Origin of the sequence: Bacteroides sedimenti, from assembly GCF_040365225.1 — a bacterium.
Taxonomy (GTDB): domain Bacteria; phylum Bacteroidota; class Bacteroidia; order Bacteroidales; family Bacteroidaceae; genus Bacteroides; species Bacteroides sedimenti.
This window is the reverse complement of sequence record NZ_AP028055.1, coordinates 865,740-882,564: the sequence shown is the minus strand read 5'-3', so window position 1 is coordinate 882,564 and position 16,825 is coordinate 865,740. Positions and strand designations below refer to the sequence as shown.

The 16,825-nt window shown below is 37.7% G+C and carries 17 protein-coding genes; 13 read left to right on the top strand and 4 right to left on the bottom strand.

The annotated features are described in order from the left end of the window. Position 1: 1 nt before the first annotated feature. The 3 genes from zwf to purT all read right to left on the bottom strand — a co-directional run bounded on the left by zwf (position 2) and on the right by purT (position 4,396). On the bottom strand, positions 2–1,504 hold the full coding sequence (gene zwf, locus ABWU87_RS03495; protein WP_353334406.1) for a glucose-6-phosphate dehydrogenase: 1,503 nt from the start codon (positions 1,502–1,504) through the stop codon (positions 2–4). A gap of 36 nt (positions 1,505–1,540) precedes the next feature. Next, entirely contained in the window at positions 1,541–3,007 is a 1,467-nt protein-coding gene (gene gnd / locus ABWU87_RS03490; protein ID WP_353333321.1) for a decarboxylating NADP(+)-dependent phosphogluconate dehydrogenase, read from the bottom strand. Between the two features lie 189 nt (positions 3,008–3,196). Then, positions 3,197–4,396: a formate-dependent phosphoribosylglycinamide formyltransferase gene (gene purT / locus ABWU87_RS03485; protein ID WP_353333319.1), complete on the bottom strand. Its 1,200-nt coding sequence runs from the start codon at positions 4,394–4,396 to the stop codon at positions 3,197–3,199. A gap of 383 nt (positions 4,397–4,779) precedes the next feature. On the opposite strand from purT, the gene ABWU87_RS03480 reads away from it, so the two are divergent. The 5 genes from ABWU87_RS03480 (at position 4,780) to ABWU87_RS03460 (ending at position 9,368) form a co-directional block, all read left to right on the top strand. Further along, positions 4,780–5,025, top strand: a complete 246-nt coding sequence (locus tag ABWU87_RS03480) for an RNA recognition motif domain-containing protein (RefSeq protein WP_073402758.1) — start codon at positions 4,780–4,782, stop codon at positions 5,023–5,025. Between the two features lie 357 nt (positions 5,026–5,382). Then, entirely contained in the window at positions 5,383–5,628 is a 246-nt protein-coding gene (locus ABWU87_RS03475; RefSeq protein ID WP_353333317.1) for an RNA recognition motif domain-containing protein, read from the top strand. Between the two features lie 245 nt (positions 5,629–5,873). Beyond that, entirely contained in the window at positions 5,874–6,755 is an 882-nt protein-coding gene (fabD, locus tag ABWU87_RS03470; protein WP_353333315.1) for an ACP S-malonyltransferase, read from the top strand. A 112-nt stretch (positions 6,756–6,867) separates the two neighbouring features. Continuing rightward, positions 6,868–7,674 carry a patatin-like phospholipase family protein gene (locus tag ABWU87_RS03465; RefSeq protein ID WP_353333313.1) on the top strand — a complete coding sequence of 269 codons (807 nt, stop codon included), beginning with the start codon at positions 6,868–6,870 and terminating at the stop codon, positions 7,672–7,674. Continuing rightward, positions 7,665–9,368: an alpha-amylase family protein gene (locus ABWU87_RS03460; protein WP_434533901.1), complete on the top strand. Its 1,704-nt coding sequence runs from the start codon at positions 7,665–7,667 to the stop codon at positions 9,366–9,368. The genes ABWU87_RS03465 and ABWU87_RS03460 overlap by 10 nt, the downstream gene beginning before the upstream one ends. Before the next feature lie 786 nt (positions 9,369–10,154). On the opposite strand, the gene ABWU87_RS03455 is transcribed toward ABWU87_RS03460, so the two are convergent. Then, positions 10,155–11,240: an HpaII family restriction endonuclease gene (locus ABWU87_RS03455; protein ID WP_353333311.1), complete on the bottom strand. Its 1,086-nt coding sequence runs from the start codon at positions 11,238–11,240 to the stop codon at positions 10,155–10,157. A gap of 625 nt (positions 11,241–11,865) precedes the next feature. On the opposite strand from ABWU87_RS03455, the gene ABWU87_RS03450 reads away from it, so the two are divergent. From ABWU87_RS03450 to ABWU87_RS03415, 8 genes are all read left to right on the top strand, one after another. After that, positions 11,866–12,408 carry a hypothetical protein gene (locus ABWU87_RS03450; protein WP_353333309.1) on the top strand — a complete coding sequence of 181 codons (543 nt, stop codon included), beginning with the start codon at positions 11,866–11,868 and terminating at the stop codon, positions 12,406–12,408. A 2-nt stretch (positions 12,409–12,410) separates the two neighbouring features. Then, a complete protein-coding gene (locus ABWU87_RS03445) occupies positions 12,411–12,866 on the top strand; it encodes a hypothetical protein (RefSeq protein WP_353333307.1) in 456 nt (151 codons plus the stop codon). A 38-nt stretch (positions 12,867–12,904) separates the two neighbouring features. Next, complete coding sequence (locus ABWU87_RS03440) at positions 12,905–13,339, top strand: hypothetical protein (protein ID WP_353333305.1); 435 nt, start codon at positions 12,905–12,907, stop codon at positions 13,337–13,339. Positions 13,340–13,350: 11 nt separating this feature from the next. Then, positions 13,351–14,025, top strand: a complete 675-nt coding sequence (locus ABWU87_RS03435) for a DUF4919 domain-containing protein (protein ID WP_353333303.1) — start codon at positions 13,351–13,353, stop codon at positions 14,023–14,025. A gap of 194 nt (positions 14,026–14,219) precedes the next feature. Beyond that, positions 14,220–14,858 carry a DUF4738 domain-containing protein gene (locus ABWU87_RS03430; protein ID WP_353333301.1) on the top strand — a complete coding sequence of 213 codons (639 nt, stop codon included), beginning with the start codon at positions 14,220–14,222 and terminating at the stop codon, positions 14,856–14,858. 76 nt (positions 14,859–14,934) lie between these two features. Continuing rightward, positions 14,935–15,450, top strand: a complete 516-nt coding sequence (locus ABWU87_RS03425) for a hypothetical protein (protein WP_353333299.1) — start codon at positions 14,935–14,937, stop codon at positions 15,448–15,450. Between the two features lie 206 nt (positions 15,451–15,656). Further along, positions 15,657–16,115, top strand: coding sequence for a hypothetical protein (locus ABWU87_RS03420; RefSeq protein ID WP_353333297.1), 459 nt, complete (start codon positions 15,657–15,659; stop codon positions 16,113–16,115). A gap of 202 nt (positions 16,116–16,317) precedes the next feature. Continuing rightward, the gene (locus ABWU87_RS03415) at positions 16,318–16,746 is read left to right on the top strand and encodes an Hsp20/alpha crystallin family protein (protein ID WP_353333295.1); all 429 of its coding nucleotides are present in this window, start codon (positions 16,318–16,320) and stop codon (positions 16,744–16,746) included. Positions 16,747–16,825: the final 79 nt, after the last annotated feature.

The following is a 16,825-nucleotide window of genomic DNA, read 5'->3' as shown; positions in this document are numbered from 1 at the left end:
CTTAAAGTTCACAATAAAGCTCCGTATTCGTTAAGTTTTTGCATGGGTTGCTCCATTCTGCATTTTGCTCTTGTATCAACATATCAGCTTCTCGTGGCCCCCAAGTTCCGGCAGGATATCCATAGAGCGGAGATTCCGGATGATTTTTCCAATACTCCAATACAGGAGTAAAATACTTCCAACAAGCTTCAACAGCATCACTTCTGGTAAAAAGTGTAGAGTCACCCAATATACAATCTTCGATTAAGCGAGCATAAGCGTCCTCGGTTGGTATTGGACCTAGAGAACTGTAACTAAAGTCCATTGCAACCTGCTTCACATCAAATCCGGAACCGGGAACTTTCAACCCAAATTTCAGGACAATGCCTTCATTCGGCTGAATACGAATAATAAGCAGGTTTGCTGTCGGACAAGTTCTTTCAGCACAATTAAATAATGGAAAAGGAGTTGGTTTGAAATGAACCACAATCTCACTAACCTTTGTAGGCATCTGTTTGCCAGTACGGATGTAAAACGGCACTCCACTCCATCGCCAATTACTAATACTCAGCTTCATGGCCAGGAAAGTTTCCGTACGTGAATCCGGAGCGACATCCTTTTCTTCACGGTACGCTTTACGCCCTTCAGACGCTGTATATTGTCCTCTGATAATGTGTTGATTAATATCTTTTTCAGTCAAAGGAGTCAACGACTGATAAACCTTAGCCAGCTCGTCTCTAAAACTATCCGGATTAAAAGCTGTAGGAGGCTCCATTGCCGTCAGTGCCACAAGCTGAATCAGGTGATTTTGCACCATATCACGCAAAGTTCCGGCATCGTCAAAATATCCTCCCCTCTGTTCTATACCCATATTTTCAACAGCAGTAACTTCCACGTAATCAATATAGTTCCTATTCCAGACAGGTTCAAAAACAGTATTTGCAAAACGAAGAGCCAGAATGTTTTGCACAGTCTCCTTGCCCAGGTAATGATCTATCCTGAAAATCTGATCCTCCCGAAATGCATCCTTATAATATATATTATTCAGTTCAAGTGCCGATTCCAAATCATAGCCAAATGGTTTTTCAACAATTATCCGTTTATTTCCTTTGGGGCCTTTGCTAAGATTTAATCCTACATTTTTCAGATACTGAGGTATCACTCCATACAAGGAAGGCGGTGTGGCTAGGTAATAAATGTAATTCTCCCCATTCCCTATCATTTGATCAAGCTTCAACAACCTGGGTTGCAGACGCAAATATTCATCCGGATCGGCCGGATCCATGGGGAAATAATTAATCAAAGATACAAAACTACGAATCTTTTCCTCGTTAACGTCTTCAGGTTTTACAAAGCGGAGAAGCTGCAGATGGATTCGTTCGCGGAATTCATCATCAGTAAACGCTGTCCTTGCAACACCAAGAATAGCAAAATTCTCAGGCAAACGATTATGTTTATATAATAAATACAGAGCCGGAATCAGTTTTCGGCGGGTCAGATCACCAGAGGCTCCAAAGATAACCATGACCAGGCTTTGAGGTTTCATCTTAACATCCATGATTTATGCATTATAACTTCCCGATTTTGTATTTTCTCCATCGCCTTTCCAGTTGGTATGAACATAAACACCTCTGGGCAAATCTATTCTTTCGAAAGTATGAGCTCCAAAATAATCTCTTTGTGCCTGAATTAAGTTTGCCGGCAACCAGCTGGCAGTTAAAGAATAAAAGTAATTAAGCGCTGACGAAACAGCAGGAACCGGTAACTCCTCTCTAACTGCAACAGAAACAAGTTTTTTCCAGTAAGGCAAGGCATTCAGAATTTCGTCTTTGAAATAGGGAGCCAATAATAGACTAAACAACTGCGGATCTTCCTCAAATGCTTTTGCGATATTATTTAAAAAGGCTGAACGAATAATACATCCTCCTCTCCAGAGACGAGCAATGGCAGCCAAATCGAGCATCCAGCCAAACTCTTCGGAAGCTTGTTTTAGCACACTAAAACCTTGGGCATACGACACCAGTTTTGAAGCATACAAAGAATTCTCAACCTCTACGAGCAACTGTTCTGTTACATAAGTTTTTTTCGGTGCTTCTCTGTTAAATGCTTGTGCTGCTTCAATACGAATCTCTTTCCATGCTGAGATAGTTCTTTCGAATACAGCAGTAGCAATTAGATTAAGAGGCATTCCCAGTTCAAGAGCATTGATTACTGTCCATTTCCCTGTTCCTTTTTGACCTGCAACATCCAGTATTTTATCAATTACATAAGATCCGTCTGCATCTTTATATTTCAAAATATGAGAGGTAATCTCTATCAGATAACTTTTCAGTTTTCCTTCATTCCAATGAGAAAAGCAATCAGCCATTTCATCATTTGAAGATTCGAGGAGGGCTTTCATTATAAAATACGCCTCAGAAATAAGCTGCATGTCGCCATACTCAATTCCGTTATGAATCATTTTCACAAAATGTCCGGATCCACCACCTCCTATCCATTCACAGCAAGGAGCACCATCTTCAGCCTTAGCAGCAATACTTTGTAAAATTGGCCTCACATCACGCCAAGCATCTACAGATCCTCCCGGCATAATTGATGCTCCATTCAGAGCTCCTTCTTCACCTCCCGATACTCCGGCACCTATAAAATAGAAACCTTTCTTCTCAAGCTGTTCTACCCTTCTTTCGGTATCTTTGTAATTCGAGTTTCCTCCATCAATAAGAATATCACCAGCAGAAAGAAGCGGTATAAGTTGCTCAATCAGCTCATCAACAGGGGTTCCCGCTCTCACCATCATCATAATTTTCCGTGGTGCTTGAAGCGAGTTTACAAACTCTCCAAGCTGGTTAAAGCCAACTATATTTTTATCTTTCGCACGCCCCGACGTAAAGCGGTCTACTACTCCTTCTTCAACACCTGCAACAGTTCGGTTGTATACAGAAACAAGCCATCCTTTGCTCTCCAGATTCAGAGTCAGATTCTCACCCATTACAGCTAGACCAATAATTCCTATATCCGATTTTTTCATATAGAACACTGAGTTAGATAACTGTTATATCTATTATTGAACAACGGCGATATCTTAGATGTTCAGAAAAAAAGGTTTATAAAAACAAAAAGAAAGGAATCATACCGTTAAGGTATTCCATAAAAAATTCCCTTGCATAAAAAGAGGGTTCTTTCTCTGCAAGGGAATTGAATTTAGTTTAAAGAGTTATTAATATACTTCTACTCTTGAAGCAATATCTTTTGCTTTATCTCTTAGTTTATCCAGATCTGATCCAATCGGGGCATAGCAAAGAACTACCCCCATGCGTCGGTTAACTTTCGTAAAAGGTTTACCGAAAATACGCAAATAAGTATCCTCTTCCTTCAGAGCTTCTTCCAGTCCTTTATATTTAGGTGTCTCTTTACTAGCAATTGGTGACAGGATAACCGCACTCACCCCTATCCTTTCAAGCTTAATATTTGGAATAGGCAAACCAAGAACTGCACGAAGGTGAAGTTCAAATTCGTTTAAGTTCTGTGTTCCGGCTAGTGTAACCATTCCTGTATCGTGAGGACGTGGAGACAGTTCAGAAAAATACACTCCGTTTTCATGACTTAAGAAGAATTCTACTCCCCAGATACCTGCTCCTGTCAATGCTCGGGTAACCTTATCGGCCATATCCTGAGCTTCTTTTAAATGTGCCGGATCAATGTGGGCTGGTTGGAAACTTTCACGGTAATCGCCTCCCTTTTGAATATGACCAATCGGTGGGCAGAAAAGTGTAGGACCATTTTTCTGAGTAACAGTTAATAAGGTTATTTCGCTATCAAATTTGATAAATTCCTCGATAATAAGTTCTTTAATATCTCCGCGACTGCCACTGCATCCATATTCCCAGGCATTTTCCAGCTCTTCAGCAGAACGAACAAGTGATTGACCTTTTCCGGAAGAAGACATCAACGGTTTCACCACACAAGGAAAACCAACTTTTAAAGCGGCTTCTTTCAATTCTTCAAGTGATGTAGCATAGAAATACTTCGCTGTTTTCAAACCGAGTTCCTTGGCAGCCAAATCGCGAATCGCTTTACGGTTCATGGTAAAGTTCACTGCACGAGCACTTGGAACAACCTGAATACCCTCTTTCTCAAAATCATAAAGGCGTTCTGTACGTATTGCTTCAATTTCGGGAACAATAATATCTGGTTTATGTTTCGTGATAACACGCTCCAACGCATCGCCGTCCAACATATCAAATACTTCATATTCATCTGCCACTTGCATGGCAGGGGCTCCGGCATACGAGTCACAAGCCACAATATACTGTCCTTTACGCTGAGCTGATATTACAAACTCTTTTCCCAACTCTCCGGATCCGAGTAAAACTATCTTCTTTGTCATAACCTTAGCTTTATCTTTTAACGTTTGCAAAGGTAATATTAAAAAGGAAAATATCCTCGGATAAAAGAGAGTATCTAAAAATAGATGACTATATTTTCTCCATATCTGACATGCATTACTTCATCTGTGTAGAAACGTTGGCTTATTAGAAATTACATAAATGCCGCAAACAGGGTTTTAATGCATTAAAAATAGAATATTTTTTTATCTTACTGAAAAATAATTTGATTTTATTGTTTGATATTAAAAATAAATACTTTTCTTTGTAGCCATAAAACAAGAAAAAGTTTGTATTGTTCTTAATCTTCTAACTAAATACCCTTTCAATTAGGTATTTAATTGACGAAACAGATCTTTTAGAAACTTATTCTGTTTCATTTTTTAAATTTATTTATTTTATAATTTTTATTCGCATGAATATTTACATTGGAAACCTTAACTACAAGGTTAAAGAATCAGATCTTAGTCAAGTTTTAGAAGAGTACGGAACAGTTAACTCAGTTAAATTAATCATTGACCGCGAAACTCGCAGATCTAAAGGATTTGCTTTTGCAGAAATGCCTGATCAAGCTGAAGCAGAAAACGTAATCAAAGAATTAAACGGTGCCGAGTTCGAAGGCCGTCAGATGGTTGTAAAAGAAGCTCTTCCAAAAGCATAACAACTATAAAAACATTATAAGGTAAAGGTAGATACAGTGAAAGCTTATCTACCTTTTCTTATTTGTATAAACCAGCACGAAGGAATCTTATTTATTTGTTTCAAAATGTGATTATTCAGCTATAATTCATTAAAATAGAATAAATAAATCTCAGTTTGAAAAAAATAATTAGGATTTATAGCTCAAGATCAAAAATAATTGCTTTTCTTTGCAGCATAAAACAATAGACAGTTTATATCGTTCTCTATCTTCTTTATAATTTACCCGTTTAACATCGGGCATCTTCTACTGACGAAACAGATCTTTTAAAACTTAAATCGTTTCAAAATTTAATTTATTTATTTTAATTTTATTCGCATGAATATTTACATTGGCAACCTTAGCTATAAGGTTAGAGAATCAGATCTTAATCAGGTACTTGAAGAGTATGGAACAGTTAATTCAGTTAAATTAATCATTGACCGCGAAACTCGCAGATCTAAAGGATTTGCTTTTGCAGAAATGCCTGACCAAGCTGAAGCAGAAAACGTAATCAAAGAATTAAACGGTGCCGAATTTGAAGGCCGTCAGATGGTTGTAAAAGAAGCTCTTCCAAAAGCATAACAACCAAATAAACTTATTATAAGGTAGATAAAGCTTACGCTGTATCTACCTTTTTTTATTTATATACCGTAATACCTTTGCCCTGTTTTCCGAATGATTCATTTGTATACCCACTCGTGAATATCAGCAGGATAAGAATCAAGATTACTCATTCCGAGTATGAAAATTGGAAGAAACGTTTCAATTATAACCAAATATCACTACCTTTGCGGCCGTTATTCATAAAAACATAAAAAAAGAATAGTATGAAAGCATTCGTATTCCCGGGTCAAGGCGCACAATTCGTGGGCATGGGTAAAGACCTGTATGAAAACTCGGCATTAGCCAAAGAACTTTTTGAAAAAGCGAATGATATCTTAGGATATCGCATTACGGATATTATGTTTGAAGGTACCGATGAAGATCTTCGTCAGACTAAAGTAACTCAGCCTGCCGTATTCCTTCACTCTGTAATTTCAGCTCTTTGCAAGAACGATGATGTTAAACCCGAAATGACAGCCGGTCACTCACTTGGCGAATTCTCTGCACTGGTAGTTGCTGGAGCTCTTTCTTTTGAGGATGGCTTGAAGCTGGTTTATGCACGTGCCATGGCAATGCAGAAAGCATGCGAAGCTGCTCCTTCAACAATGGCTGCAATCATTGCATTGTCTGACGAAAAAGTAGAAGAAATCTGTGCATCTATCGAAGATGAAGTTTGTGTGGCAGCAAACTACAACTGTCCGGGACAGATTGTAATCTCGGGTTCGATTGCCGGAGTTGAAAAAGCTTGCGAACTGATGAAGGCTGCCGGAGCAAAACGTGCTCTTCCTTTAAAGGTTGGAGGCGCTTTCCACTCTCCGCTTATGGAACCAGCTGAAGTAGAACTTGCAGCAGCAATTAACAATACTGAATTCCACGCACCTAGCTGCCCGGTTTATCAGAATGTGAACGCACTTCCTCAAACAGATCCGGCCAAGATCAAAGAGAATCTGGTTGCTCAGCTTACCGGACCGGTACGTTGGTCACAAACAGTTAAGAATATGGTTGCCGATGGCGCTACTGATTTTACTGAATGCGGACCTGGTGCTGTTCTTCAGGGGCTAATCAAGAAGATTGAACCATCCGTAAATGCTCACGGATTAGCATAAAAAATATTAGTTTTTTTTAAAGAGGCCGGATTTGAAAAAGTCCGGCCTCTTTTCGTATAGTCCCAAATTAATTCGTAATTTAGTAGCATCATTAATCAGTCAGAAAAAAAAGATGATACAACAAGATAACTTACAAGCCAACAAGCCCCACAAAATTGGTTACGCCCTCAGCGGTGGATTCATAAAAGGGTTTGCTCACTTAGGAGTTATTCAGGCTTTACTCGAAAACGATATCAAACCTGATATAATATCGGGTGTAAGTGCCGGAGCCTTGGCCGGTGCATTCTATGCCGATGGGAACGAACCTTATAAAGTGGTGGAAATCTTCAACGGCTATAAGTTTATGGATTTAACCAGTTGGGCCCTGACTAGAACCGGATTCTTTAAGTTAGACGATTTTAAGGATTTCCTGAAAACAAATCTGAAAAATCAGAATCTGGAAGACATGAAAATCCCCCTTGTAATTACGGCAACCGATTTGGATCACGGTAAAAGTGTACAATTTCGTAAAGGGAATACAGCGGATCTTGTAGCAGCTTCTTGTTGTATGCCGGTAATGTTTGCTCCGGTAAACATAAACGGTACCAATTTTATAGACGGCGGAGTATTGAAAAATTTGCCTGTCTCAACCATTCGCAAGGAGTGTGAAAAGGTGGTTGCTATCAACGTAAGTCCCCTTGTAGCAGGCAAGTACAAAATGAATGTTATTGATATCGCCTTGCGCTCTTATCATTTTATGTTTCGTGCCAACACCTTTCCCGACAGAGAACACAGCGACTTGCTAATCGAGCCTTACGGACTGGATGGATACCGCAACAGGGAGCTTGGAAAGGCTGAAGAGATCTTTAAACATGGCTACGATACCGCCAATAAAGTAATCAATAAACTTAAGCAGGAAAAAGGGAATATATGGAAATAAACAATGGAGAAAAAATAATTATCTATCAAATATTTAGCCGTCTCTTTGGAAACAACAACAGCAATTGTGTTCCAAACGGTTCGATAAACGAAAATGGATGTGGTAAGTTCTCCGATTTCACACCGAAAGCATTAAGCGAAATCAAGAAACTGGGTATTACCCATATCTGGTATACCGGAATAATTGAGCATGCCACTCAAACTGATTACAGACAATACGGCATCCGGGCAGATCATCCGGCCATTGTAAAAGGAAAAGCCGGGTCTCCCTATGCAATTAAAGACTATTACGATGTAGATCCCGATCTGGCAGACGATATTCTCCATCGGATGAAGGAGTTTGAGGAGCTGGTAGACCGCACCCATCAGGCAAATCTGAAGTTTATTATTGATTTTGTGCCCAACCATGTGGCACGGCAGTATCATTCGGATGCCAAACCCAAAAATGTAAGCGACCTGGGCGAGAAAGATAATCCGGAAAATGCATTCAGTCCGTACAATAACTTCTATTATATTCCCCAGACCGTACTCAACGGACAATTTGATATGAAAGGGAATGCGAAGAAAGCTTACTACGAATTTCCCGCCAAGGCTACCGGCAACGATCGGTTTGATGCATGTCCCGGAGTAAATGACTGGTACGAAACCATCAAGCTGAACTATGGAATTGATTATGCCAATGGAGATACCCGGCATTTCTATCCGGTTCCCGACACCTGGCTTAAAATGCAAGATATACTTCTATTCTGGGCATCGAAAGGAGTTGACGCATTCCGTTGCGACATGGCCGAAATGGTACCGGTTGAATTCTGGAAATGGGTGATTGCTCAGGTTAAGTTCCAGTATCCGGATATCCTCTTTATTGCTGAAGTTTATAAACCGGAGGAATATCACAACTACCTCTTCAACGGAGGGTTTGATTATTTGTACGATAAAGTGGGGCTTTATGAAACGCTTCGCGATGTAAGCTGTGGTTACAAATCGGCATCCGATATTACCCGCTGCTGGCAAAGCCTGGGAGGAATCGAAAAAAAGATGCTCAATTTTATCGAGAATCACGATGAACAAAGGTTCGCATCCAGTTTTCTCACTGGAAATGGATTCTATGGTATTCCGGCCATGATTGTTGCTTCGTGCATGAATGTAAACCCTGTAATGATCTATTTCGGCCAGGAGTTGGGCGAGCATGGTATGGACGAAGAAGGATTCAGCGGAAAAGACGGCAGAACAACCATTTTTGATTACTGGAGTGTGAAAACAATCAGAAACTGGCGAAACGAAGGTAAGTTCGATGGTAAGTTTCTTACTCAGGAACAAAAGCTATTGCAACGTTTTTATCGTAAATTACTGAACCTTTGCAATCAGGAAAAAGCCATTTCTCAGGGAAGTTTCTTTGACCTGATGTATGTCAACTACGGCAAGGCCGACTTTAACGTGCACAAAAACTATGCGTTTTTCAGGAAACAAGATAACGAGCTTCTGCTTATCATAGCCAATTTCGACAAACAGGCATCCAAAATATCCATCAACATCCCCAGCCACGCTTTCGACTTTTTGCAGATCCCCCAAAAGGATTCGTACGCAACAGTCGATCTGCTTACCGGGAAAGAAGAGAACTTGAGTCTTCTCCCCTATCAACCTGCAGAAACGTTTGTAGAGGGAATGAACGGGAAGATCCTGAAATTCACCTTATAAAAGCTGTCGGAGTCTGTTTAAGTTTTGACTATTCCTTCATTGTTTGGAGGTTAGCAGGTTGCTATTACCGGTTGATGCATCATTCCACAATAACGGATTGCATTGACCAAGGTTTGCGCAGTGCATGCATAACTAACCATGCCTTCAAGCAAAGCCGACCGATTGACAGAACGCCTTAAAAGTAAGATGGGTAATGCTGTCGACAATGAGAATGATCACGAAACCCACATCACACTGTATATCAATTGATTGAGCTGATATACAGCATCAATCATCGGGTTTCACAAAACTAAATGTAAACATTTTTAGTGGCAGTGTGGCAGAGGAAACATTCTATTTCTCATTCTGTAAATCGCAAATCCAAAAAAATTCTTTTTGAAGATTTTTCAAATATCATTTCTTAGAAAGCTAAAAAGCATAATTTTACTACCACCTCTGCCACCCAGAAAATATTCTCACAGCAATACACTGCTGATTATCTTCACTATAAATACGAAGGACAACCCGAATCAGGATTAAGGATTCATTAGTCAACCCATTACACAATTTAGAGCAACAGTAGTCAACCAAAAACCGACGATTAGAAAAACAAGACCATGAATTAACCCAAACAACGCCATGAATTACCCCAATCATGTACAAGATTAGGGGGTAATCATGTACAAGATTGAATCCAAACATGTACAAGATTGGAATGAAACATGTACATGATTCAGTTAGTTCTTCGCCAATAAATGATTAGTTCTTGCAGGCAAACCCAATAAACAGAAAGGAAGAAAAGATAATCTATCGCTTCGTCAATCCTATTTTCAGGTTCAGTTTAAAGTAGTTTACCCCATTCTCTTTCTCCATAAAGCCGTACTTATCCTTTTCGGTAGAGCCCTTTTCGAGACGGGTATTCAGATAAAGGAAATCCTCGAACACCTTTTTGGATGATTTCTGATAACAAAGCACCTCACCACTTCCATCTACCAGAAGAATTCCCGATACAGCCGAATCTTCGCCGGTGTAGATCTTGGCCGGACGCATCCCCAAAGCAAGAGTCAGCAGGAACTGTTTCATTTTGAATTCATAGAAGCCGTGTTTGGTAATCAGCTCATCCTTTATTTTCAACGGATTGATTTCCTTGATACGCTCTGTCAGTTCCGATATTTTTGTTATGCCATCCAGGTGCATTATTCGTACCATCTCGGCCAGAACACGTGGAAAATGAAGATCGATCATATGCAGATTGCAACGGAACACCTTGTCGGCCACATCTGTATATTTCAGTATACCGCCCAGCCGTTCAATCATCATCATCCTGTCTGCCACCTCATTTGGGGTATCCATCGCATTCACTTTATTAACCATAGGATTTGCAAATTTAATCCCGGTTTGCTCAAACTTCAGATTGGCAGCCCGACCACCATCCAGCAGTGGATTCATAGCACTCATGCGCGAACGAACATTGAAGCCAACCAGAGGTGCCTCCGGATGATAAAAGGCTACATAAAAATCGGTGCGGTCTTGTGTGCGTGATTCCAGATCGAAAATAGAGACCTCGTCAAGAAACTCTTCCACCCCTTCCGGAGAAAGAACCTGGTCGTCCGACGAACTTTTAATCCCCGCCAATATAGCATCAGCAACACTACCGAACCGGTTACGTGGAAATGTTTTATCCACAGCTTCACCCAAAACATGTACCTCCTCACCTTCAATAATATACTTACGGGTGCCATCATGTTCCTCGCGCTGAATCATAGCAATCTGAAGACGTTCGTCCTCATTGATTTTCACTTGTGGAGTTCCGGAATAAATAAAACCGTTGCTCAGGAGACGAAAAAAAGTATAGAGTTCGCTCCACTCTCTTTTTGTTGCTTCGAATGACATTCTTGAATTTGTTATTGATTATATATACCTATTGACCAAAGGGGCTTTCTTTGCCGCAAAGATAGTTATTAATCTGCAGAATCTCATTTATTATCTTGCAGCAATCAGTAAGCACCATTTATTTTGTGCAATATTTATCTAATGTTCAGTCTTATAGCAATCGTTCCTAGTATGAAATCCTTCAATCAACGGCCATTCCCTCCCCCTTTACACAATTAAACAGATTACAAAGTAATCATTAAAACATGTTATTAAACATGCTTTTTCAGCAGAAATATTTGGAGATATCCATAAAAGCCGTACCTTTGCAATGTGTTTTTCATAGTATTAGATTTAAGGTTAACAAAGGTTGGAGTCAGGCGTGACTCCTTTTTTTTTGCCCGTACTTAAAACTCCCCTCACTTTACAATAAACATCATTTTAAGATATTTATAATTACCTATCAAAATATTATTATAAAAGTATCCTTCGTTATAAAAGATTATTATCTTTGTAAAAACGACCAATAAAGAAGTATGAAAATATTCTTTGTAATCGTTTCAGTTGTTGATTCTTAAATTAATAAATTAAAATAAAGTGCATTTAGTTAATAATGCGCTCAGGCTTCATCCTTAAAATTTATTCTATGAAAAAGACTTTATTCACCGTCCTGTTATTGATTATTACAGGAATCAGCCGTCCATTATTTGCACAACAAGAAACCACAATGGCCAATGGAAGCGAACCAGCAACTGGATATGTTTTCACCCTAGGAATGAAGCTGAAACTAAAACTGGTTACTCCACAAAACGATACAGCCAGTTATCAATACACGGTTATCAATTCTGAAGAGTTGAAAGATACTTTAATTCTGGGTGAAACAAATAAGTATTTCAGCGAAAATCCGGAAAAAGGCACAATTGAAGCCATTTTCGGATTTGGTTACTACAGCAAACCTGAAGCCGGACAGGAAAGTAAGGAAAGAATGCAAACAATCTTATGCATCAGAAATAATAGTGACGTTGCACTGAATTATAAAGCAGACATTGTACCATGCGGGAAACAAGAATTTGAGAACACCTCAGTAGTGACACTGTTTCCCAACGCTATGAGCACGGAACTATGGCCTTATTGCATTTCACACATAGCTTTGTACGAGTTTAAGAACTTTCCAAAAGAGATTGAATGAAAATGATAAAAAGAAAGATCTGGCTTATATTCCTGCCATTCATACTATATAGTTGCGATGGATGGTATAGCTACCACTATGTTATAAACAATAACACAAATGACACTCTGCGTATTTATGTAAATAACCTGCCACCTCGTTTTTTTGATAATATGACGGTTAATAAAATAAATAAAAAAGATTCTGTTTTTATAATAAATCCGCGTTCGAAATTAACGATAGAACAAGATGGCTCACTTTGTGGCTGGGCATATAAGCCAGTTGATTTGAGATCGATTAGTAAAGAAGAACGGATAAAAAGTTATTATGATTCTCCTCTATTCGATTTTATTTTAGAAGTTTATGCAAACAACAAAGAGATAGATATGAAATACTGGAACGAAGATTGTTGGTCGTTCAAATCCAAAACGCTATTAGGTATTTACAGCATATCGATCACTAACGAAATGCTTCCTTAAATAAATCAGGAAGAATAATTAAAACAACAAAAAGCATTATGAGAAAGACATTACTTATTTTAGCATCGTTCATCACTCTTTGCTCCTATTCTCAGAATAAGGCAATCAGCTATAAGCCTATTAATTTTAAAGAATGCGACAGGAATAACACTTATATAAAATCGGAAAAAGAACCTGAGTGGAAATGTGATTCCATCGGATTAATAGAATACATGAATCAGCATGTTGATGACAAGGAAATAAAAAAGATAAAGAAAGGGAAGGTCATCATTGCCTTTATTGTCAATGTTGACGGCAAAACCTGCTGCACCTCTTTCGTAAACATGACAGATTATAATTTAAATGCCATTTCATTCAAAGATGCAGTAAACAGTATGCCCGATTGGATGCCAGGAACCCAAAACGGAATAAACATTAAATTTCAGAAAGTAGTAGTGCTATATATTGAAGAAGGAAAATTTATTTTAAAATAAAATCTTGAACTATGAAAAAAAACATTATTATTTTATTACTGTTATCATTCATTTTACCCGGCATTGGTGCACAAGAAAAACTGGAGATCAACTACGAATCCATTAAGAAAGCAGTTACAAGTGAGAACACATACAAGGAATTATTGAAACGTTATGAAGCAAACGATACAACCTTGAAAAAAAACGATTATTCAATACTCTATTATGGTCAACTGTACCAGAAATCGTATAATCCTTATAATGTTGAAGGGCTTGATGAAGCTAATAAATTGATGAAAGCCAAAGAATACAACAAAGCTTATGAGCAATGTCTGAAAATATTGCAGAAGAACCCTGTTTCACTCAACACATTGGAAAACCTCTACTATGCAGGAAAAGCTCTGGGAAAGCCCCAAGAGGAACTTGAAAATTACATAATGAAATTCTGGAAACTGATGAACATGATAGTATCAACAGGAGATGGGCAATCAGAGAAAACTGCATTCCATGTTATCTGTGTAAATGATGAATATCAACTGTTGAGGAATTATTTCGAGATTGAAGGTTTTAAACAACAATCACTAGTAAATAGTGGAGAGAATTCGTATGACCTGATGGAATTTACCTCCAGCAAATACTATGAAGGCACAAAAATATATTTTGATATCACGAAAGTTTTTGATTTTCTGAATAATGCATTTAAATAATAGACAGCAAGCTGATATGAATAAATCCCAGCAATTGTTTTTAAGGTTTACTCTCCAAAATTGGGCGTGTACTTTAAATATAAATTAGCAGAGGATGAAGTAGAGATCACCAACTAACCAAATGATAAACGGCATTGGTATAAATACATTTGCCATTTTTACAAGAGATGTCTGATTTTAAATTTATCAATAAAATGCATAATACATTGTACAGGTTCGCAATAAAACATAGTACATTAATTATTTTAGCTTTAATTTTCACGTCCTGCACTGGAGATAAAAGATTGGCTAAAAATAATGCAGCCACTGTGATTGAAGGAACGAAGAAGAAATCAATAAATACTACTGACAAATCAACACATTCATCTGATTCCCTAATGTACTACTGGAAACCAGATTATGGTATTTATTCATTCGACACTATTATAAATAATACAAACTATCATATGAAAACATATTGTTTAAATGATAGTGCAGTCTACAACGAGACTTTTTCAGACTTAAGGAAAAAAAACAAAAAACTCATTGAATATAGTGTCGCTCATAATTATGCTACTGACATCATAATAAAAAAGGCAAATAAAAGAAATATAAAATTATGTGTCACAAAGAAGCATTTTAAAGCTAGTTTAGATATTGATTTTTATAAAATTTGCCATATGTGGAAAAATGAGTTTTCGCATATAGATGGAAGCATTCCTGTGTTTCGAGCGACGCTTGCACAACCCGATACAGATTACCAATACGCAATAGAGTATACTATTACTGATAAAGGAGAACTTATCGTTATTAAAGTTGAGGATGAATCATACCACGGTTCAGATGATGAATAAGAATTAGAATTATTTTCCATCAAACATTTAAACAGTCATCTATTTAGGTTGCTATATCATATTCAAACAAATCTAAATGAAGAAGAATTTAATTATCATATTTTGCGGATTGCTGTTATTGACAGTTGCATTAATTGTCGGGACACCGTTTGAATTTTTAAATCCAACAGTTGATAGAATAGCTACTTGTTTATTAATGCTACTAATTATTTTAGTATTTATTTTTTTATTTATACTAGCTCATAAAATTGAGAAAAGAACAATTAAAAGAATAATCACTGGATTAATTTGTATATTAGCTATTCCCTATTTGTTAAATGGTATTTGCAAAATAATGATAATAGATTGTCCAATGTGGGAAGATCTGTCAATTTACACAAATAAAGACGGAGAAAAAGTAATAAGTCAGCGGAGAGAGCTTATAATTCATGATTACCGTGATAGAAGAATAATTGGTGACTTTGGACAATTCCGCATTTCATTTGACTGTGACAGAAGAAAACTAAAGGGGCTTTGGACTGAATATAACATCCAGCGTAACACTACGACAATCATTAATTTTGATGAAGAATATAAAGAAAATAAAAAGTAGTATCTTTGCAAAAAGCAATATAAAACATGGAAGAACAGATACTAAACCAACCCAAGAAAGACTACTGCACTCCGATGCATACTGCTGGTTCTTGGTATATTCCTTTTTAAAACATTAATATTCAAAATATTAGATTCAAAATAAAGATTTAAGCCTAGACCTCTTTTAAGTTTATGCAACAATATTATATCTATTTTAAGAAAATAATGGAAAAACCTATACTAAATAGTCATAATAAGTCAGAAAATCCGCAGATGCACACTGCAGAACATATTCTGAACCAGACAATGGTGAGAACGTTTGGATGCACACGTTCGGTGAATGCACATATTGAAAAGAAGAAAAGCAAGTGCGACTACCTCCTCTCCTCCTGCCCTACTGAAGAACAATTACAGGAAGTAGAGAATAAAGTCAATGAAATAATCGCTATGAACCTGGAGGTAACAGAAGAACTGATGCCTTCGGAACTGGCACAGAAGGAGTTCGACCTGAGCCGGCTGCCGGATGATGCAACTGATACGCTCCGCATTATCAGAGTTGGAGATTATGATGCATGTCCATGCATTGGTATGCACGTGAAAAATACTTCAGAAATTGGAACTTTTAAGATCATTAGCCACGATTATTCGGAAGGGAAATTGCGTTTACGTTTTAAACTGGCTTAACCTTTCACATCATTAAGAAAAAATCACATTCAAACTGACACAAATGACAATTTCATAAAGAAAGTTTGTCAGTGTTAAGACACGAATAGTTCAATAAACCTCTTTGGCACAAACTTTGTTTTATATTCAGTGAATTTGAGTTCATAAACCCAGTTCATGATAAATTTAATGTTAAACCTTTAAATTATAGGAGATTAAAGTTATGATGCCTGTTAGAAGATCTCAAAACTGGTTACCAGATGTGTTCAATGATTTGTTCGACACTAACTGGATGTCAAGGTCAAACGCTACCGCCCCTGCCATCAATGTTATTGAGACAGAGAATGAGTACAAAGTGGAAGTTGCTGCTCCGGGAATGACTAAAGAAGATTTCAGTATCAAGATTGATGATGAAAATCAACTGGTAGTTGCCATGGAGAAAAAGCTAGAAAGCAAAGAGGAGAATAAGAACAGTCGTTATTTGAGACGTGAGTTTTCGTACACAAAGTTTCAACAAACCATGCTTCTTCCGGACAATGTATTGAAAGATAAAATCGGAGCTTCGATGGATAATGGAGTGCTTACCATTAACATCCCCAAAATGTCTCCGGAAGAAGAAAAGAAATATGCAAGATTGATTGAGATCAAATAAGCTGTTCCTGGTCATCTAATAATTTGTAAATTAATGAGGTTGTTGCTTGATTGCAACAACCTCATTTTTTGTATTCAGA